19 protein-coding genes are annotated in these 19,051 nt (G+C 29.9%); 8 read left to right on the plus strand and 11 right to left on the minus strand.

The window, feature by feature from the left end; all coding sequences use genetic code 11:
• Positions 1-21 precede the first annotated feature (21 nt).
• The 3 genes from B4H69_RS00100 to B4H69_RS00110 form a co-directional block, all read right to left on the minus strand.
• Positions 22-1,881 (minus strand): DUF3857 domain-containing protein, encoded by a 1,860-nt coding sequence (locus B4H69_RS00100; protein WP_180904930.1) that lies wholly within the window; start codon positions 1,879-1,881, stop codon positions 22-24.
• 67 nt (positions 1,882-1,948) lie between these two features.
• Entirely contained in the window at positions 1,949-3,817 is a 1,869-nt protein-coding gene (locus B4H69_RS00105; RefSeq protein ID WP_180904931.1) for a DUF3857 domain-containing protein, read from the minus strand.
• Between the two features lie 70 nt (positions 3,818-3,887).
• On the minus strand, positions 3,888-4,778 hold the full coding sequence (locus B4H69_RS00110; protein WP_180904932.1) for a TIGR01777 family oxidoreductase: 891 nt from the start codon (positions 4,776-4,778) through the stop codon (positions 3,888-3,890).
• Positions 4,779-4,823: 45 nt separating this feature from the next.
• On the opposite strand from B4H69_RS00110, the gene B4H69_RS00115 reads away from it, so the two are divergent.
• Positions 4,824-5,699: an ion transporter gene (locus B4H69_RS00115; RefSeq protein WP_180904933.1), complete on the plus strand. Its 876-nt coding sequence runs from the start codon at positions 4,824-4,826 to the stop codon at positions 5,697-5,699.
• Here the strand turns inward: B4H69_RS00115 and B4H69_RS00120 are convergent.
• Positions 5,696-6,667 (minus strand): YihY/virulence factor BrkB family protein, encoded by a 972-nt coding sequence (locus B4H69_RS00120; protein ID WP_180904934.1) that lies wholly within the window; start codon positions 6,665-6,667, stop codon positions 5,696-5,698. The two genes, B4H69_RS00115 and B4H69_RS00120, sit on opposite strands and share 4 nt — an antisense overlap.
• A gap of 26 nt (positions 6,668-6,693) precedes the next feature.
• Here B4H69_RS00120 and rlmH point away from each other — a divergent pair, with 26 nt between their 5' ends.
• From rlmH to B4H69_RS00140, 4 genes are read left to right on the plus strand one after another with little or no spacing between them, the layout of a single operon-like run.
• Positions 6,694-7,167, plus strand: coding sequence for a 23S rRNA (pseudouridine(1915)-N(3))-methyltransferase RlmH (gene rlmH / locus B4H69_RS00125; RefSeq protein ID WP_038334530.1), 474 nt, complete (start codon positions 6,694-6,696; stop codon positions 7,165-7,167).
• Positions 7,160-7,993 carry a CPBP family intramembrane glutamic endopeptidase gene (locus B4H69_RS00130; protein WP_180904935.1) on the plus strand — a complete coding sequence of 278 codons (834 nt, stop codon included), beginning with the start codon at positions 7,160-7,162 and terminating at the stop codon, positions 7,991-7,993. The genes rlmH and B4H69_RS00130 overlap by 8 nt, the downstream gene beginning before the upstream one ends.
• Positions 7,994-8,575, plus strand: a complete 582-nt coding sequence (gene rdgB, locus B4H69_RS00135) for an RdgB/HAM1 family non-canonical purine NTP pyrophosphatase (protein WP_125348823.1) — start codon at positions 7,994-7,996, stop codon at positions 8,573-8,575.
• Positions 8,572-9,495, plus strand: coding sequence for a ribonuclease Z (locus B4H69_RS00140; protein ID WP_180904936.1), 924 nt, complete (start codon positions 8,572-8,574; stop codon positions 9,493-9,495). The genes rdgB and B4H69_RS00140 overlap by 4 nt, the downstream gene beginning before the upstream one ends.
• A gap of 47 nt (positions 9,496-9,542) precedes the next feature.
• Here B4H69_RS00140 and B4H69_RS00145 read toward each other — a convergent pair whose 3' ends face one another.
• Genes B4H69_RS00145 through B4H69_RS00155 form a run of 3 tightly spaced genes read right to left on the minus strand, consistent with a single transcriptional unit; the run spans position 9,543 to position 13,947 of the window.
• Positions 9,543-12,584, minus strand: coding sequence for an AAA family ATPase (locus B4H69_RS00145; protein WP_291092284.1), 3,042 nt, complete (start codon positions 12,582-12,584; stop codon positions 9,543-9,545).
• Entirely contained in the window at positions 12,584-13,789 is a 1,206-nt protein-coding gene (locus B4H69_RS00150; RefSeq protein ID WP_291092466.1) for a metallophosphoesterase family protein, read from the minus strand. The genes B4H69_RS00145 and B4H69_RS00150 overlap by 1 nt, the downstream gene beginning before the upstream one ends.
• Before the next feature lie 2 nt (positions 13,790-13,791).
• Complete coding sequence (locus B4H69_RS00155) at positions 13,792-13,947, minus strand: hypothetical protein (protein WP_180904939.1); 156 nt, start codon at positions 13,945-13,947, stop codon at positions 13,792-13,794.
• Between the two features lie 153 nt (positions 13,948-14,100).
• Between B4H69_RS00155 and B4H69_RS00160 the strand changes: the two genes are divergently transcribed.
• The gene (locus B4H69_RS00160; protein WP_180904940.1) at positions 14,101-14,235 is read left to right on the plus strand and encodes a 30S ribosomal protein THX; all 135 of its coding nucleotides are present in this window, start codon (positions 14,101-14,103) and stop codon (positions 14,233-14,235) included.
• A gap of 46 nt (positions 14,236-14,281) precedes the next feature.
• On the opposite strand, the gene B4H69_RS00165 is transcribed toward B4H69_RS00160, so the two are convergent.
• The gene (locus B4H69_RS00165) at positions 14,282-14,875 is read right to left on the minus strand and encodes a hypothetical protein (RefSeq protein ID WP_180904941.1); all 594 of its coding nucleotides are present in this window, start codon (positions 14,873-14,875) and stop codon (positions 14,282-14,284) included.
• Positions 14,876-15,023: 148 nt separating this feature from the next.
• Here B4H69_RS00165 and B4H69_RS00170 point away from each other — a divergent pair, with 148 nt between their 5' ends.
• Complete coding sequence (locus B4H69_RS00170) at positions 15,024-15,542, plus strand: nucleoside 2-deoxyribosyltransferase domain-containing protein (protein ID WP_180904942.1); 519 nt, start codon at positions 15,024-15,026, stop codon at positions 15,540-15,542.
• Positions 15,543-15,669: 127 nt separating this feature from the next.
• Complete coding sequence (locus B4H69_RS00175; protein WP_038334521.1) at positions 15,670-15,909, plus strand: hypothetical protein; 240 nt, start codon at positions 15,670-15,672, stop codon at positions 15,907-15,909.
• A gap of 31 nt (positions 15,910-15,940) precedes the next feature.
• Here B4H69_RS00175 and B4H69_RS00180 read toward each other — a convergent pair whose 3' ends face one another.
• The 3 genes from B4H69_RS00180 to B4H69_RS00190 form a co-directional block, all read right to left on the minus strand.
• A complete protein-coding gene (locus B4H69_RS00180) occupies positions 15,941-16,642 on the minus strand; it encodes a polysaccharide deacetylase family protein (RefSeq protein WP_280045388.1) in 702 nt (233 codons plus the stop codon).
• 234 nt (positions 16,643-16,876) lie between these two features.
• Entirely contained in the window at positions 16,877-17,605 is a 729-nt protein-coding gene (gene lptB / locus B4H69_RS00185) for an LPS export ABC transporter ATP-binding protein (RefSeq protein ID WP_125348857.1), read from the minus strand.
• Between the two features lie 30 nt (positions 17,606-17,635).
• Positions 17,636-18,997 (minus strand): pyridoxal-phosphate dependent enzyme, encoded by a 1,362-nt coding sequence (locus B4H69_RS00190; protein ID WP_115001359.1) that lies wholly within the window; start codon positions 18,995-18,997, stop codon positions 17,636-17,638.
• Positions 18,998-19,051 lie beyond the last annotated feature (54 nt).

Here is a 19,051-nt window from a genome sequence, read left to right on the forward strand (position 1 = left end):
AAATTCAATGCAGGATTTTGTTTATTTCTTTTTCATTAAAATGACTGTATCCTTATTTCTTTCTGCTATTTTGTTTAAAAATTCTGAATATTCTTTGAGTTCTTTATTGGTTATAATTGCTTGATTAATCAATAAAATATAGGAAATAACAAATTCGTTATTTTTAATTTCGAGATGTTGTTTATATTGTAATTTATTTCCTAAAGCATTAATTTCTTTATCAAAACTATCATGTTTTAATGTAAAATCATTTGGAATTTTAGATTTAAATTGAATCACTTTTTGAAATGGAAAATCTAATTCAACTTGATATTTTCTATCCTTATCAATGGCTAAAAAATTTAAATCTTCATTAAACGGAAATTCAAATCCAAAATAATCTATTTTTTTCTCTTTTACAGCAAATATCTTATTAATAGAAGAATATTCTCCTTGATTATTTATATCATCTGACGAATACATTAATTCATTAAACATTGGAAAATCATATTTCTTTTGATTGTCTTTGTTAAAATAACCTTTGAATTTATTTAAAGACTTCATTCTAATATCATCTTGTTTAAACTCTATTTCATTAATTAAATAACTCTCCGATAAGGGAGGATTAATATTAAAGAACTCATCTTGTTTAGATTCAAGTTTTAAAACCAATTGATTATAGTAATCTAAATAAGGAAAAACAATTTTCTCCTTATAACTATCATCAACTATTTTTAAAATATTTTCATCAAAAAGATAAATCTGATTATCTAAAACTGACATATTTTGAATATTCGAAATTCTTGATACAATAGGAAAATTCATAATTAATCTTCCTCTACCTCTATAACTATTTATGACTAAATGAGATTCTATTCCTTTTGATTTGAGTAGTTTATTAACTAAAATAACTAGCTCTAAATTAGAACCTATTTTGGTTCTTAAAATTCCAGAATTAAAATTTGAGATTTTATCAATAGTATTAGAATTGTCTGTCTTGTAATTTTTTTTCACATATTCTATCACATTTTTATATGTTTCTAATTGAGAAGATCCATTCTGAATTTTTAAAGCAATCTCATTAAAATTAACTCCTCTTAAATTAGTTTCTATTTTCTTTGTAAAAACAGATCGAAATGAAGTCCATGTTGGAGAAGAAAAAATAGTACCATGCCAATCTTGCTCCGCTGTATATTGAAATCCTATTGACTCTTTAAAATCTCTAATATTATATACTTTATTGAATTTCTTTACACTTGGAACATTTTCAATTTCCCAAGATCTGTTTGCCTTTCTGTTTCCATATTTCTCATTCAGCTTTTGACCAATCAAGTAAATTCGATAATCAAAATCTGTATGCATTCTAATATCTAGTTTTGATGTTAAAGTTGGATAATCATTCTGAAAATTCCACGGTGTCGCATATAAATCTGCTGTACGTACATCTTCCGTTTCATATTCTATTATAGAGCCTACCTTAATATTTGGAATAGCATAAACTATTCTCCTAGTGTTTTCATCTACTGTTTCCTCTACAATATCAGCCTTATTAAGTTTAGAAATAATTATTTCATTATTAATCTTATTATAAACCTGAACTTTATTAATCTTTGGACGATTATATTTATTATTAGGATTATAAGTAAATTCTAGAATATTTCCTTCAATTGCATCTTGTTTTAAAATCTTTTTGCGAATATATTGTTTTATAACATATCCATAATTTTTCATTTGCAATTCTCCGTATTCTGAAAGAATAACAGCTGAAGCATCTAGCTCAAATGGAACATTTGTGTAGTTATATTCTTCTTCGGATATATTTCCGAATTCAAATTTAGTTGATTGGGCTAAACTTAATTGAACCAATAAAAAACTAAAAACAAAATAAATATTAAATTTCATACATAGTGTTATTGTATAAATATAAAAAACAAATCCCGCACTGAGAAATTCAGTGCGGGATTTTGGTTTATTTCTTTTTCATTAAAACTTCTTTCAGAGATTCTGTTTTTATTTTCTCAAAAAACTGTTTCAATTCATTGTATTTATCCGCTTCATAAACACCTTCTGGCAATAAAAATTGAATTGCTAACGTGAATTGTCCATCTTTTACTTTAGCTTCTTCATAATATTCTAAACCAAGCTCAGTTTTGTGATGCGCTTTGTATTTTTCATCAATTATCATTTCGTAACCATCTGGAATTTTAGATTTTACCTGAATATTAAATAAATAAGGATAATTAAATTCTATTTTGCGTTGACGATTGGTATCGTCAAAAGTATATTGTTTTAGAAATTCGCGCAAAGGATTAATAAATGTATAAAATGGAGCATTCGGAATTACAGTTTTTGCTTTATAGTTTTTAACGTAAGAATCGGTTTCGAAAATCGTTTTATCATTAATCTCTTCGTCCAAACGTACATCTAAAGATTCAGTCAAATATCTATTCAAAACTTTTTTTTCTTCTACATCATTATCATAAAAATAACCATTGAATTTGTCTTTACGATAGAGAACTAAATTTCCATTATTCATAAAATCATACTTTAATGATGATTCATAATAAGACAATTTTTGATTCAACTTTACAAAAGAAGCTTCACCTTTTTTGATGACAATTCCGTGATAATTAAACACGTCTAAAGGTCCAAATTCGATTTGCTCTTTATTTAATTTCGAAGCATCTAAAATAATATTTGAAGCGCCATTATTCAATTTCACAACTGTTAAAACAGAATTGAATTGATTGACAATTGGATAAGAAAACAAAATTTGTCCGTGATGACGACTACTAAACATAACCATCGAAGTTTCGAAACCTTTGGCTGTTAAAATTTCATTCAATAAAAGATTCATATCTGCCGTAGAACCAGACTTTTCTTTCAATAAAGTTTTATTTGAACGCGTTGGAATAATTCCATAAAATCTGTTCCATTTTACATTTGAATCAATATATTCAATCACATTTTTCAAAGTTTCTACCTCATCTTTTCCATTCGGAATATTTTGCGCTAAATCTCTGATTGCAGAAGGATTTCGATACAAATCATATTGTGCATTTATATCTTGAATCAAATCTCTCCACGCGTTCATCGTAGTTTTTTTTGCACCATCTGTATGATAAGTAGCAGCCTGTATTTTGATACGTTCACTTTGATCTTCAGGATTATAAACGTATTTTAATTGATTATAACTTTGGATATTATGTAATAACCACTCCGTTGAACTTGATTTACCTTTATACTTTGTATTCAAACCATCACCAATTGTAATAATCGAATAGGTACCATAAGCTTGATTATTTAATCGAAACTTGCTCGAAAGCGTTGGTATATCGTGTTGAAAATTCCACGCATCAATAGAAAAATTATGTTCGCTACTTTTGATATAAGTATACTCGATAATAGAACCAACTTTTACGTTTGGAAAAGTGAAACGTTTTGCAGCATACAATTCATTTAGAGAAACATCAAAAATCTCTTTCTCATCAATCGGAGTCATTTGCTCTACTCCATTTACAATATTAATTGTACCTCCCTTAATTCCGCTTATAGATTCATTTCTATTCTTGCTGTAATAATTCAGTTGTATATTTGCTTCATCAAGTCCTTTATCAGTCAGAATTTTGATTCTTCGTTTTACAGTCAAATAATAATTAGACGAAGTTAAATCCATTTTTCCTTCTTCTGAAAGAATAACAGCATCTGCATTTTTCTCGAAAGGAACTTGAGTTAAATTAATTTCTTGCTCCGAAATTTTTCCGAATTTTAAATCTTTCGATTGCGCATTTGTATATAATGCAATAAATAAAAAGAGTAAAGTAATTTTTAATTTCATTTCAATTTGTAATTCCTGCAAAAGTACGATACGCAACAAGATATAAAGAATAATCTAAATAAAATTTTGGTTACTTTTCTATCAATTCCTCCAACGCTTTTTCTAAGGTAGGATATTGAAATTCGAAACCTGTTTCTTGAATTTTAGTTGCATCAATTCGAGTACCTTTCAAAACTAAATCACTCATTTGTCCTAATACTAATTTCATTACAAAAGCAGGAATATTTGGCATAAAAAACGGTTTATTCATTTTTGTCGCTAACATATGATTGAATTCTGAATGATTAATATTTTCTGGTGATGAAGCATTATAATTTCCATTCATTTTTTCATCTTCAACAGCTTGCGCATAAATCTGTAACAAATCCGTAATATGTATCCAAGGCATCCATTGTTTTCCGTCACCAAGATTTGCTCCTACGCCAAGTTGAATAGGTTTTTTCAATAATTTGAAACCTTCGCCATTCTTTGCCAAAACCAACGAAGTTCTAAGACAAACCACTCTCGCTCCTATTTTTTCGAACTGATAAGCAGCATTTTCCCATGCGACACAAACTTTACCTAAAAAATCAATATTCGGTTCATCAGACTCTTTGAAAATCTTGTTCGAAGTAATTTGTCCATAATAAGCTGTTCCAGACGCGGAGATAAAAAATTTCAAATCAATATTCAATTTTTTGACATACTCAAAAAGTAAATTCGCTGTATCAACTCTACTCGAAAAAATTTCTTTTTTGTAAGAATTTGTCCATCTTTTCGCAATTAAGCTTCCAGCCAAATGAATAATTCCATCCAAATTTTCAAAAACTTTTTCATCAATTGTATCTTTATCCCAATGATAAAAAGGATGTTCAATCTGTTTTTCTCTTGTCAAAATGCGAACTTGATGTCCATTTTCAATTAAAATCTTCGTTAATTCTGAACCAATTAATCCACTTCCACCAGTCAATAGAATATTCATACTAAAATTTTTTCCTAATTTAGCTCATTCCAAAAATATAAACCAATGTTTAAAGGTAGATTTCCTTATCTAAAAAGAATGGGGGCTGATGAAGAAAAGAAGCTAAAACAAAAAATATTCGATATAGTTTTTGAAGCTGATACACCTTATGGAAAACTTTTTGATATCTCGTTATTACTTTTAATTTTATTAAGTGTAGGTTTGGTTATGTTGGAGTCTATTCCAGCAATTAATGCGAGACACCATACAGTTTTAGTATCTTTAGAATGGATTTTAACGTTTTTGTTCACTATAGAATATTTATTAAGAATCTACTGTGTTAAAAATCGTTGGCGATATATTTTTAGTTTTTATGGAGTTATTGATTTATTGTCTATTTTACCATTTTATCTTGGTTTAGTTTTACCTACAAGTAAGTACCTAGCAAGTATTCGTATTTTAAGATTGCTACGTATTTTCAGAATTTTTAACCTTACACGATTTACACGTGGGAAAAATGTGTTGGTGTTAGGGCTGAAAGAAAGTAAAGATAAAATCATCGTTTTCTTATCATTTGTAGTATTAATTGTTGTTGTAATTGGCTCGATCATGTATATGGTGGAACATGATCATCCCGAATCTGGTTTTACAAGTATACCTATTAGTATTTATTGGGCAATTGTCACTTTAACAACAGTAGGTTATGGTGATATTTCTCCTGTCACTGGTTTGGGACAATTTTTAGCATCTGTTGTTATGATTATAGGTTATGGTGTAATTGCTGTTCCCACAAGTATTGTAACAATGGAAATGAATAAAGCGGCTAGACACAAAGAAGACATTCCTACAAACACACAAAGATGCCGCAATTGTGGCGATGACTATCACCTAGATGGTGCTATTTATTGCAAAACCTGCGGTCATCTTTTAAATGAGCCTTAAAATTTATCCAAATTAATAAATCGATTATTGTCGATATGATTAACGTATTCGTAATTTTTGGTGTAATTAATTGACATGTTCAATTCATAGCCAACTAACATCAAAATCACATTGATGTATACAAAAATCATCATAATCATCACTAATCCAAGCGATCCATACAACAAATCAATGTTTGTAAAATAACTTAAATACGAATTAAAACCAATCACAGTTAACAAGAACAAAACTGAAGTCAAAATAGCACCAGGTAAAACTGTACTACGCGATTTTTTGTGATTTGGTCCGAAATAATACAACATACACATCGAAACAAAGTAGAAAAGAAATACCGAAAAATAGTTGATTAAATACGAAAACTGTCCAAGTTTACTTAGGAATGAAACGTTGGTTAAGTATTTCCAAATAATTGATGTCGAATACGATAAAAACACTTGCAATACAATAAATGCGGTGAAAAATAATGTCAAAATTATCGAAATCATTCTCGATTTTGAGTTTTTGCGTTTCACATAAACATCTTGATACGAGACATTAAATCCATTAATAATCCCCTGTATTCCATTTGATGACATAAAAATTGTAATCAAAATCAAGAAATAATTCACTTTACGTTTTCCTTGTACAGCCGTCGTTTTATCAATATACGAAATCACTTCGTTACTCACATGTTTAGGTAAAAGTTGAGGAAGAAGTTGTGTAAATAATAGATTTTTTATTTCTTGATAATAAACCAAATGTGGCAAAATACTAAACAAAAAAAGCAAAAATGGAAACATACTAAAAAATAAAATCCAAGAAACTGCTGCCGAACGCAACGGAAAATTACCTTTCATAACGCGAATCCAAAAAACTTTCAAGAAATCATATACCGTGATGCCCGTATTTTTGTTCATCAATTTTGTTTTCGACCAATCTCGAAAATAATTTATTCCTGTATATGTTTTAAAATCTTGTAGAATGCGCATATTTTTGTCTCAATAAATAATTTTGAATGAATATTACGACCATTTGTATCGGTAAAACAGACGAAAAAGCCATCGAAATGCTATTACAAAAGTATGAAAATCGATTGCCTTCGCACATTAATTATCAAAGAATTGAAATTCCTGACATCAAAAATCGTAAAAATTTGTCCGAAATTCAACAAAAACAAAAAGAAGCTGAGCAAATTTTGAGTAAAATCGTCAATACAGATTTTGTGATCATTTTGGATGAAAAAGGGAAACAGCCTACTTCGAAGCAATTTGCAGATGATATTCAGAATTACATGAATCAATCTGTCAAAAATCTTGTCTTTGTGATTGGTGGCCCTTATGGTTTTGACGAATCTGTTTATAATCGTGGAAATAAAAAAATGTCTTTATCCAATATGACGTTTACGCATCAAATGGTTCGCTTATTTTTGACAGAGCAAATTTACCGAGGATTTAGTATATTGCAGGGTAAACCTTATCATCATGAATAACACCTCTCCGTTTGAAGAATTTGTTCCAAAGCAAGAAAATAAACTAAGTTTTGGCATTGGAAAAGCACTTTTATATAGCGCGATTGCAGTGATTATGATGCAATTTGCTGGCGGAATTGTGTCTGCTCCAGCACTTTTTTACAAACCGCTTAATCACTTACTTTTACCGTTAGGATTTTTAACAGGAACGGTTTGCGCAATTGTTATTTTATTGATGTTGACACAAACTAAATTTGCATCAATTTTAAAAGATATCAAACATTCTTTTACACCAATTCAGCTCATATTATCAGTAGCTTGTTGGTTATTTCTTTTGCCTTTAGCCGAAGTTGCAACAAGTTTAATTCCGACAACTGGACCTTTAGAAGAAATCTATAAAATTTTTCAAGCTTCTTTTGAAATGATGTTAGATTACAAAATCGCTGGGTTTGTTATGATTTGTATTTTGGCTCCAATTTTCGAAGAAATTATTTTTAGAGGAATAATCTTGAAAGGAATGCTAAACTTCAATGTAAATCCTACTACTGCAATATTAATCAATGGATTTATTTTTGGATGTGCACACATGAATCCTTGGCAATTTATAGGCGCTGGACTTTTAGGAATCATTTTTGGAATAGTTTATTATCGTACAAAATCGTTGTTTTTGCCCATGTTATTACATTTCTTAAACAACACTCTTTCTTACTCTTTAATGCTAATGCAGGGCGATATGGAAGGCGAAGTTTTTGCGCAAAGAGATTATTTATTAATTGGAGGAATGACACTTATCGGAATTTTATCTGTCTATTTATTAATCAAAAAAACAGAACAAAAAACAATATAAATGGAATTAATTTTTGCCACACATAACAACAATAAAGTAAAAGAAGTTACAAAAATGTTGCCTTCTTACCTATCGATGAAATCGTTGACTGATATTAATTTCTTTGATGAAATTGAAGAAACTGGAACAACTTTCGAAGAAAATGCACAACTGAAAGCGAAAACTATTTTCGATAAAACTGGAAAAAATATCTTTGCAGATGATTCTGGATTAGTGATAGAAGCGTTAGATGGCGCACCTGGTGTATATTCTGCTCGATATGCTGGTACAGGAAAAGACGAAGATAATATTGCAAAAGCGTTGAAAGAATTGGAAGGAAAAACGAATCGGAAAGCGTATTTTATTTCTATTTTCTGTTTAATTTTGGATGGAAAGGAATATTTTTTCGAAGGTCGAGTAAACGGAACTATTGCAACTGAAATTATGGGTGACAATGGTTTTGGCTACGATCCAATTTTTATTCCTGATGGTTTTTCAAAATCTTTTGCGCAAATGTCTCCAGAAGAAAAAAATGCAATTAGCCACCGAGGAAAAGCTGTCGAAAAATTAAACGATTTTTTAACTAATCTAAACGTAAATTGAGTTTACAACTAACAATATTAGGATTTAATTCGGCATTACCAACGGCTTTCACGCATCCAACCGCTCAATTATTAAACATCGCAGAACGCTATTTTTTGATTGATTGCGGAGAAGGAACACAAGTACAATTGCGAAAAGCGAAGGCAAAATTCAACCGAATAAATCACATTTTTATATCGCATTTGCACGGCGATCATGTTTTTGGATTGATTGGATTAATTTCTACACTTCAATTACTTGGTCGCGATATGCCTTTGTACATCCATGGTCCGAAAGGAATTGAGGAATTTATTACGACACAATTACGTTTAACAGAATCTAATAATTCATTCGAGATTATTTTCAATGAATTACATACAAAAGAATCTGTTTTAGTTTTTGAAGATGATAAAGTTGAAGTGTATTCTATTCCGCTAAATCACCGAGTTTATACAAATGGTTATCTTTTTCGAGAAAAACCAAAACCTCGAAAATTGAACATGGATACAATTGAAGAATTTCCTGAAATTGAAATCTGCGATTATCAAAATTTGAAAAATGGAAAAGATTTTATGTTAGAATCTGGAGAAATAATTCCGAATGATTATTTAACGTTTGATGCTCAAAAATCTTTGAGTTACGCATTTTGTTCAGACACAAAATATAAACCAGATATTGTTCCAATTATAAAAGGTGTCGATTTGTTGTATCACGAATCAACATTTTTACACGAATTGAAAGATTTAGCGGTTTACACAGGGCATACAACTGCAAAAGAAGCTGGAATGATTGCGAAACAAGCCAATGTAAAAAAATTAATTTTAGGTCATTTCTCTAATCGTTATCACGATTATAAACCTTTGTTAATAGAAGCGCAAGAAGAATTTACGAATACCGCTTTACCAGAATTGTTAAAAACTATAAAAATTGAAAGTCTCTAATCAAAATATAAAAAAATCCGTTCGATAGTCGAACGGATTTTTTTTGTTTACGAAACAACTTCTATCAAACTGCCTTTTTCTTCATCTTTTGTAATTTGAAGCGCAACTGGAATTCGATCTTTTAACTCATCAACATGAGAAATAATACCGACAATTCGGTTCTCTTTTTGCAAACTCATCAGCGTTTCAAACACAATATTTACCGCATCTGCATCTTGCGTTCCAAAACCTTCATCAATAAAAAAGAAGTTTTTTTCTGACTTCGCATTCGTTTGCACACTTTCTGCCAAAGCCAAAGCCAAACTCAAAGAAACTTGGAAAGATTGCCCTCCAGAAAGTGTTTTCACACTACGTGAACGACCTTCATTCAAATAATCTATAATCTCAAAATCATTATTGTCATTCATTTGTAAACTCAATTGATTTCTTGTCATTCGATGAAATCTCACATTTGCGTTATCACATAATTGTTTCAAATAAATTGACGAAACATATTGCACAAATCCTGCTGAATTAAACAAATTTCGCATCGTTTGTAAATTCGTCGCTCGTTTTTGCAATTTTTCCAATTCAATTAACAAATCTTTCTTTTCAGCAAAAGATTTATTCAATCGTTCAATTTCAGTTTTTGTTTTTGTTACAATTTCGGTCGCTTCTTTTAATTGATTTGTTACAAAAATTAATTTTTCTTCTTGTGTTTTATAAATCATTTCATCAAAAGAAACATCCGCTAATTTCTGCTCTAATTCATGAATTGAACTTTTCAAAGTTTCGAACAAAATTCTAAAATCTTCTAATTCTTTTCTTATTTGAAAAACATTAAATTGCTGATTTAAAATCAATTGAACTTCTTCAATATTTTGTATTTGATTTTTTTCTAATGATTTTTCTAATTGATTTTGATTAATAGCCAATTCTTCTTTCAACTCAATGATTTGTTTTTCAATCAATTCGATTGAAGTTTTTTGAGAAGCTAATTTTGGATTTAATTGATTTAAACTTTCTATAAATTGAATATAATTTTGTTCAATTTTCGCATTATTAAGTTTTAAATCATTCAAATTCTGTAGCACATTTTCTGTTGTTTTACTTTGAAAATCTTCAAAATTCAATACTTTTAAATTTGCTTGATTTTGCTTGATTTGCGAAGCTTTTTCAGTTTCTTCTAATCTAAATTTTTCTAAAGCATTTTTATATTTTTCAACAGATTGACGTTCTTTTTCTAAAGTTTCGCGAAAAGTTTCAATCTCTTTATTTTTATCCGAAATTGTTTTATCCAAAGCAATAACTGCTTTCTTTTTTTCTTCAAACAATTCAACATTTTTTGGATCAAAATCTATCCAAACAAACAAATTCAAATGATTTTCTTGTTCAATTTTCAACTCATTCAAAACTTGATTTTCTTGTTCAATTTGTTTTTCAACAAACTGTTTTTGATCAATATTTTTTTGAACTTCATTTTGTTTTTTCTGAAGTGATTTTAACTTTTCATCAATTTGATTTAATTCATTATCTACAATTTCAAATTTCGTTGAAATATCATCAATCTCAACAATATTCGGATGCTCTAAAGCTCCACAAAGCGGACAAGATTCACCTTCGTGTAAATTATGTGCAAAATGTGCCAACTTTTGCTGAACTTCTAGTTCATTTTTCTGTTTTTCAGTTGATTTTTTAGCTAATTCAAGCTTTTCAAATTCAGAATTAAACCAATTTTCAAAACTTGAAATCTCAATATTTTCTGTTTTTAATTGAGTTTCAAAAACATTAATTTGTTGCTTTTGTTCTTCTATTTTAGATTGTTGTTTCTGAATAGATTGCTGTAAATTTTGATTCTGAACAAACCAATTTCCTACTTCCATCAAAGTCTGAGAATCTATTTTTGACTCAGCTAAAGTTTTGACTTCTTTTTCAGATGATTTGATTGAAGCTTCAATTTTTTGTTCATTTTTCTGAACCTCTTCAACTTCTCTCAAACCTTTTGCTGTTCTCACTTTTAACTTTTCTATTTCCTCTGAAAAAGTTAAAATCTGAACAATTAATTCTAAATCCGTTTCTTCTTTTCGTTTTATTGGTAAAGCTTCATAATCAGTTTTAATCGCTTCAATTTGGTTCGAAATTTCTTTGATTTGATTTTCGATTAAAGCCAATTGTTTTTGTTGATTCTCAACTGAAATTGACTTTTCTTCAATCTGATTTGAAACTTTTTTATGATTTTCTAAAAGTTGAGAAAACACATTAAAAATCAATTCATAGTGCTCAAGTTTAATTTTTCGTTGATCCATTTGCTCATTCTGAATTGAAACTTTTTCGAACTCAATTTTCTTTTGTTTTAACGTCTCAAAATCTGATTTCAACGCTTTTAAACGTTGAAATGATTCATTCATTTGATTATATTCTTCTTGAACTTGAGTTGAAACTTTTGTTTGCTCTATCAAATTATCTTCAAGCTCTTTTATTTTTTCTTCCGAAACTTCTTCAAAACCAGATAATTTTCCTTCAAGTTGATTAAGATTCGTTAAGTTTTGAGAATTTAAAGCCGCAACTTTATCTTGTAAATCATAACGATGAAGTCCAAAAATTTCCTTCATCATTTGTGTGCGATCTTTTGCGCCCAACTCAATAAATTCCTTGAATTGTCCTTGCGGAATAATAATTGTTCGTTTGAAATTTTCGTAACTCAACCCAATTATTTCTTCTGCTTTCGAATGATTAAGCGGAATCCATTCATTGTCTTTTTGCTCATAAAAAACAACTGTTGGCGATTTTACATCTTCAAAACGTTTCGAATTTCGTTTAAATTCGCGGGTTGCTCTGAATAATTTTTGTTCAAAATTATAGAAATCAAACTCGATATATGACAAATTCGATTTCAAATTCATCATATTATAGGCGCGTTTATCTTTGGAATTTAGGCGCTCAGTTTCGCCATATAAAACGTACATAATCGCCTCTAAAATTGACGATTTTCCAGAACCTACATTCCCAAAAATTCCAAATAATCCTGCTTCAGTTAATTCAGAAAAGTCAATTGTTTGGCGCTCTTGGTAGGAATAAAGTCCTTCTATAGTTAATTTTACTGGAATCATTATGAATTCAAAATTTCGTTAAACAAATTCTTTATTTCATCGTTTGGTTCTTGATTTCCATTCTTCGATTTGAAATAATCTGTAAACAATTCCTTCATATCTTTTGTTTGATCTACAAACTTATATTCAACCGTTTCAACTTCTTGATTTTTCACTTTCGGAATCAAATGAATAATTCCATCATGTGATTGATAAATCAATTTTCGTTCATCAACTTTCAAAAAAGAATCACTTTCTAAGGTCAATTCAACCAACGCATTTTGATGTTCATTTAACCATTCTACAGCTACATTTATATCATCAAAAGTTTTTCGAATAAGTGGTTTTCCGTTCTTTAATTCAACTTTATGATATGAAATAGCTTGATTTGGTTCAGCTTCAATAATCGAAACATATTTGGTTTGACCAGCTTCGGAAAAGCTATAACACAAAGGCGAAGAGCTATACACAACAGGCTTTATTTCCGTTCCGATATTCTTAAAACCATGCAAATGTCCCAAAGCTGTATATTGAATTTGAGGCGGAATAGCTTCTGAAAAAATCATATCTGCATTTCCAATTTTAATTGGTTTTTCTCCTTCTGGTTCTTCTAAAATTTCAGTACCTTTTTGGTTCATATACAAATGCGCCATCAACAAATTAACTCCATTTTCGTCACAATATTCATTCGCAATATTTTTCCAATTTGTCGCTAAAACTTCATTCAAAGCTTCTTCTTTATTCTCTCCAAAATATTGTTTCAAACGGATTTCGTTTGCATAAGGTGTATGAATAATTCGAATCGGAAAATCGAAAGAATTTAATTTCAATTCAATCATTCCTTCCACAGATTTCGAAATTTTGAAATCATTTAATTCAAATTCCTGAATTTTTGCATTTGGATAACCAATCAAAATAATTCCACATTCGCGCGCCAAAGGATCTGGAGCATCAATCAAACTTGGAGAATCGTGATTCCCAGAAATCGCTACAACAGGACGTTTTCCATTATTCGAAAGTCTTTTTAATGTTTTATAAAATAATTCTACAGCTTCTACACTTGGATTAAAATTATCAAATAAATCGCCCGCAATAAGTACCAAATCGACTTGTTCTTGATCTGCAATTTCGACAATTTCATTCATCACTAAAATTTGCTCTTCTAATCTCGAAAAACTATCTAATTTTTTGCCCAAATGCCAATCGGCTGTATGTAGAATTTTTATCATTATTCTTCCGTTTCTGGTTTATTTTTATCGTTAAATTGCTGATTAATTACTTTCAATCGAGCTTTACGTTCAGCTTCAGCTTCTTGCGCTTTACGCTTCTTTTGATCTAACTTTTTCTTGTGCGCTTTTTTATTTGCGTCTGTATTTCTACTCATTTCTATTTGGTTTAAAATTAATTTTTCTCCACGCCAAATGATGTCGCAAAGTTAGATTAAATGATAAAGAATTGTAAAACTTTTGTCCAACTAAATTGAAATTATTAACTTGGGTAGAAAGTAATCGAATTTATTAATTTTAAAACATTTATAATGGGAAAAGGCGATAAAAAATCGAGAAGAGGAAAAATTGTGAATGGCTCTTATGGAGTAAAACGTCCGAGACATAAGTATTATTATGAAGAAGATGTGGTTGAAGAAAAACCAGCCAAAAAAGCTAAAAAGTAATTTTTTGAAGCTGAAAATCACGATTGATTTTCAGCTTTTTTATTGATTATTTGATGAATTTATATTCAACATTATTCCAAAAAACATAAGCTCCTTCTTGTTTTAAACTTTCAGGCTTATCTATAATTCTTGGAAAAATATTGTCTTTTGTAATTTTTCCAAAAGAAGAACTTTTACCAGAAGCAGCACCTCCATTTTCAGTATCTACAACAGCATAAGACTCAAAATGTTTGAACAAATAAAATGAATTTGTTGTTTTATCAATTCGACCTAACAATACTTTTCTTGTACCATCTGCAACATACAGATTATTTTCCTCTACAGTTGATTTATATTTAGACGTTTTCAATTCTTCATTGATTATAATCGAATCTTTTTTCAATTCAATAGATTTGACAGAAGGATCTTCGTACAGCGTCCACGTTTTCTTAAAGAAAGTTTCAGATTCAGCTGGATAATCTTTTCCGTCTGGTCCTTTGTAATAATGTTTATCTAAAATTGAAACATTTTTATCGAATTTGAAAATTTCAGTTTCCGTTGGTTGAGGATTCGTAGGCTGTTCTTTGACTGGAGTTGTCACTTCGTCTTCTTGACAAGAAAAGATTACAAAAGCAGCAAAAAAAGGTAATAACTTTTTCATGTATGATTATTATTTATACTAAACAACCTCAAATCTATTCAAAAAGTATAAAATCTATGTTAAATATTCTTTGTTTCAAGCCAATTCTAACAAAAGTCATTAAATACAAAATCAACAACCTCATTATATTTACAGAAACAAAAACAACATGAAAGCAATTTTATTTGCCTTATTTCTATTATTGAATACTACAATTTTTGCTCAATCTCTTGAAATAAAATCGCCGAATAAACTTCCTAAAAATGATCAACGTACAAAGATATTTTTGGGCGGAACAATTGATATGAGAAATTCTGAAGATTGGCAAGCGAAGGTTTCAAAAGAATTGAAAAATGAAAAAGTCATCTTGCTAAATCCTCGTCGTGATGATTGGAATACCGCTTGGAAGCCTGTGAAAGAAGAGCCCGAATTTCGCAAACAAGTGGAATGGGAGTTGAATGCATTAGAAAATGCAGACTATATTATTATGTTTTTTGGAAAAGATTCTAAAAGTCCGATTAGTTTGTTAGAAATGGGATTGTATGCAAAAAGTGGAAAACTTTTGGTGATTTGTCCAGATGGTTTTTGGCGAAAAGGAAATGTTGATATTACGGCAGAAAAATATGGTGTAAAACAATTTGATTCGATAGAAAATGTGTTAGATTATTTAAAAAATATTCTAAAATAATTAATTATAAGAGAGAGAATTAAGTTTTGAATCGAAAGGTTTAACATATAATTTTATTTCTCAAAATCTTATTTTAAAAATTTATGTTTTAGCTTTGAAACCGCTTTAATAGTAAGTTTTACAGATTATGAAACATAATGATTTGGAAATTAATCGGTTGATTGAACGATTAGAATCTTTAGGAATTTTGGTCGAAAAAATCGAGAGTTCTGGTTTTGGTAGCATGTTAAATTTTGAAATGATTTATCAACTTCCTGAACAAAATATTTCTAACGCTATCAATTTTAGACGTTTTGATATACAAGATGTTTATCTTTATTTCAAAGAGGCTGTTAATCAAAAAGGAGATTTACTTTTTATAGAATAAACGAAAAATGCTCAAGAATTTGAGCATTTTTTTATTTCAATTTTTGTAAGTCATTAACTGTATAAAACTTCATATCATTATTCTTCACAAACTTGCAAATCTCTTCTAAGGTTTTAAATTCAGTTTCATAATTATTAATTGCTTTTGCAACTGTTTTATGCGCGTAAAAAATGACTATCTTATTGTTATCCTTTGCATATTGCAACAACGAAATATAATAAGGCACATTAAAATGCTCGTAACTATTATCGATTCCTAAACCAAAAAATAACGGTTTATTTTGATAATAACAGTTCTGAAAATTAGGCGCTTCGTTTCCATAAGTTGTTCCTCTTAAGGTTTTAAAATGATTGAAAAGTAATTGACCCGATTCTACACTTCGATCGCCATAAGGATAAGAAAAATCGGTTACATCAAAACCTTTGTTTTTCATCAAACTTAGCATTGGAGCGATTTCTTTTTCAATAAATTCTTTTCCTCCAAATTCTTTTATATACTTTGTTGTATATACATGAATTAAACCATCCGCAGCAATCTCATTTCCGTTTTGTTGCAGATAAGTTAACTCACGAATTTGACTCTCCGAAAGCTTATCAAAATGCGTTACATAAAACGTTCCTTTCCAATTGTATTGTTTCAATTTTAAATTCGCATTGAACCATTCGTCCACATAATCATCATCAAATGTAAGCACCACTCCTCCTCTATTTGTAGATTTTTTTGTTTCTTTTATCGCATCTTATTCGTGTGTACAGCTATTCAACACAAAAATTGAAATCAGACAAACAAAATAATAGTTGAGTTTTAGCATTCTTTATCAGTAAGTTTTAGTAGTTAAATATATCGAAAAAGCAACTATTAAAATCAGAAATTTTTAAAATTAAGCAAATTTTAATTTTAGATGATTTTGAAGTTTTAAAAAAAAACCACTCAAAATTGAGTGGTTTAGAAAATACTATATTGTAATTTATATCTGCTGATACATAAAGTTTTCACCTAGATAAACGCGACGAACATCTTCATCATTTGCTAATTCTTCTGGCGAACCTTCTTTCAAGATTTTACCTTCGAACATAATATATGTTTTATCGGTAATTGCAAGCGTTTGCGATACATTATGATCGGTAATTAAGATTCCGATATTTTTATCTTTTAACGAACGTACAATTTTCTGAATATCCTCAACCGCAATAGGGTCAACTCCAGCAAAAGGCTCATCTAATAAAATAAAATTAGGTTCTGTTGCCAAACAACGTGCTATTTCGCAACGACGACGCTCACCTCCAGAAAGTAAATCACCACGATTTTTACGAACATGCTCTAACGAGAACTCTTCAATCAAAGCATCTGTGCGCATTTGTTGCTCTTTTTTGGAATGTTTCGTGAATTGTAAAACTGATTTGATATTATCTTCTACAGAAAGTTTACGAAAAACAGAGGCTTCTTGCGCCAAATATCCAATACCTTTTTGCGCGCGTTTGTACATCGCATCGTTTGTGATATCTTGTTTATCCAAAAAAACTTTTCCTTGCGTAGCCTTTACCAAACCAACAATCATGTAGAAAGAAGTCGTTTTACCAGCACCATTTGGTCCTAATAATCCAATAATTTCTCCTTGTTCTACTTGAAAAGACACATTTTTTACGACATGTTTTTTACCGTAATCTTTTACTAAATTCTGACCTTTTAATACAATTCCCATATCGCTTCAAAGATAGGATTTTTGTTATTTAATCGAGTTAATAATATCATATTTTGTGATGATATGATATTTTCCGTTTTCTAATTCTATTAAAACAGCTTGATTATCCTTTGTAATTAACTTCGAAACTTCTTCGATAGATGTTCCTGCTTTTACGACTGGATATGGTTTTCCCATTATTTCGTGAACAGGTTTTTCAGCAACATTTCTATCTTCTAAAAATGCTTGAAACAAATCTGATTCATCCAAAGAACCAACAATTCCATTCACGTCCATTACTGGAATTTGAGAAATTTTGAAACGACGCATACGATCAATTGCATGAGAAGCCAATTCCTCTGTACGAACCGTAACCAAAGGTTTATCAACATGTTCTTTGATTAAATCGACAGCTGTTTTGATTTCTTCGTCCAAATATCCTCTGTCACGCATCCAATCATCGTTAAAGATTTTTCCTACATAACGAGAACCTGAATCGTGGAATAAAACTACTACAACATCATCTGGTCCGAATTCGTCCTTCATTTGCAACAATCCTTTGATCGCTGATCCCGAAGACATTCCAACAAACAAACCTTCTTCTAAAGCTAAACGACGCGTATAAACCGCTGCATCTTTATCAGTCACTTTTGTAAATCCATCAATAATATCAAAATCTACGTTTTCTGGTAAAATATCTTCACCAATTCCTTCTGTTACATAAGAATACACTTCATTTTCGTCGAAGATTCCTGTTTCTTTATATTTTTTGAAAACTGATCCATACGTATCAACTCCCCAAATTTTAATATTAGGATTTTTTTCTTTCAAGTATTTCCCAACTCCTGAAATTGTTCCTCCAGTTCCAACACCAACAATAAAATGCGTTACTTTTCCTTCTGTTTGTTCCCAAATTTCTGGTCCAGTTTGCTCATAATTCGCAATTGCATTTGATGGATTATCATACTGATTGACATACCAACCATTCGGTGTTTCTTGAGCCAAACGTTTAGAAACTGAATAATAAGAACGTGGATCATCTGGCTCAACATCCGTAGGACAAACCACAACTTTTGCACCAACAGCGCGCAAAATATCCATTTTCTCTTTCGATTGTTTGTCTGTAATCACACAAATTAATTTGTAACCTTTGATCACAGCAGCCAAAGCCAATCCCATTCCTGTGTTACCAGAAGTACCTTCGATAATTGTACCTCCTGGAACTAAACGACCATCTTTTTCGGCATCTTCAACCATTTTTAACGCCATACGATCTTTACAAGAATGACCAGGGTTAAAATATTCAACTTTTGCTAAAACTGTACATGGTAAATCCTTTGTAATCTTATTAATTTTAACCAAAGGTGTATTCCCAATCGTTTCTAATATATTGTTTGCGAATTTCATTTTTTTCTAACTTTTAAATTAAAACATTAAATTTTATCTAAAATTAATAGCTTT

Origin of the sequence: Empedobacter sp. UBA6745, from assembly GCF_002453775.1 — a bacterium.
GTDB classification, from domain to species: Bacteria; Bacteroidota; Bacteroidia; order Flavobacteriales; family Weeksellaceae; genus Empedobacter; species Empedobacter falsenii_C.

What these genes read in the sequence shown, in the direction of transcription:
- B4H69_RS00105 (WP_180904931.1), bottom strand. Translation starts at nt 3,817, where the DNA reads ATGAAATTAAAAATTACTTTACTCTTTTTATTTATTGCATTATATACA.
- B4H69_RS00145 (WP_291092284.1), bottom strand. Translation starts at nt 12,584, where the DNA reads ATGATTCCAGTAAAATTAACTATAGAAGGACTTTATTCCTACCAAGAG.
- B4H69_RS00160 (WP_180904940.1), top strand. Translation starts at nt 14,101, where the DNA reads ATGGGAAAAGGCGATAAAAAATCGAGAAGAGGAAAAATTGTGAATGGC.
- rlmH (WP_038334530.1), top strand. Translation starts at nt 6,694, where the DNA reads ATGAATATTACGACCATTTGTATCGGTAAAACAGACGAAAAAGCCATC.
- B4H69_RS00130 (WP_180904935.1), top strand. Translation starts at nt 7,160, where the DNA reads ATGAATAACACCTCTCCGTTTGAAGAATTTGTTCCAAAGCAAGAAAAT.
- B4H69_RS00100 (WP_180904930.1), bottom strand. Translation starts at nt 1,881, where the DNA reads ATGAAATTTAATATTTATTTTGTTTTTAGTTTTTTATTGGTTCAATTA.
- B4H69_RS00175 (WP_038334521.1), top strand. Translation starts at nt 15,670, where the DNA reads ATGAAACATAATGATTTGGAAATTAATCGGTTGATTGAACGATTAGAA.
- rdgB (WP_125348823.1), top strand. Translation starts at nt 7,994, where the DNA reads ATGGAATTAATTTTTGCCACACATAACAACAATAAAGTAAAAGAAGTT.
- B4H69_RS00155 (WP_180904939.1), bottom strand. Translation starts at nt 13,947, where the DNA reads ATGAGTAGAAATACAGACGCAAATAAAAAAGCGCACAAGAAAAAGTTA.
- B4H69_RS00165 (WP_180904941.1), bottom strand. Translation starts at nt 14,875, where the DNA reads ATGAAAAAGTTATTACCTTTTTTTGCTGCTTTTGTAATCTTTTCTTGT.
- B4H69_RS00115 (WP_180904933.1), top strand. Translation starts at nt 4,824, where the DNA reads ATGTTTAAAGGTAGATTTCCTTATCTAAAAAGAATGGGGGCTGATGAA.
- B4H69_RS00110 (WP_180904932.1), bottom strand. Translation starts at nt 4,778, where the DNA reads ATGAATATTCTATTGACTGGTGGAAGTGGATTAATTGGTTCAGAATTA.
- B4H69_RS00170 (WP_180904942.1), top strand. Translation starts at nt 15,024, where the DNA reads ATGAAAGCAATTTTATTTGCCTTATTTCTATTATTGAATACTACAATT.
- B4H69_RS00190 (WP_115001359.1), bottom strand. Translation starts at nt 18,997, where the DNA reads ATGAAATTCGCAAACAATATATTAGAAACGATTGGGAATACACCTTTG.
- B4H69_RS00120 (WP_180904934.1), bottom strand. Translation starts at nt 6,667, where the DNA reads ATGCGCATTCTACAAGATTTTAAAACATATACAGGAATAAATTATTTT.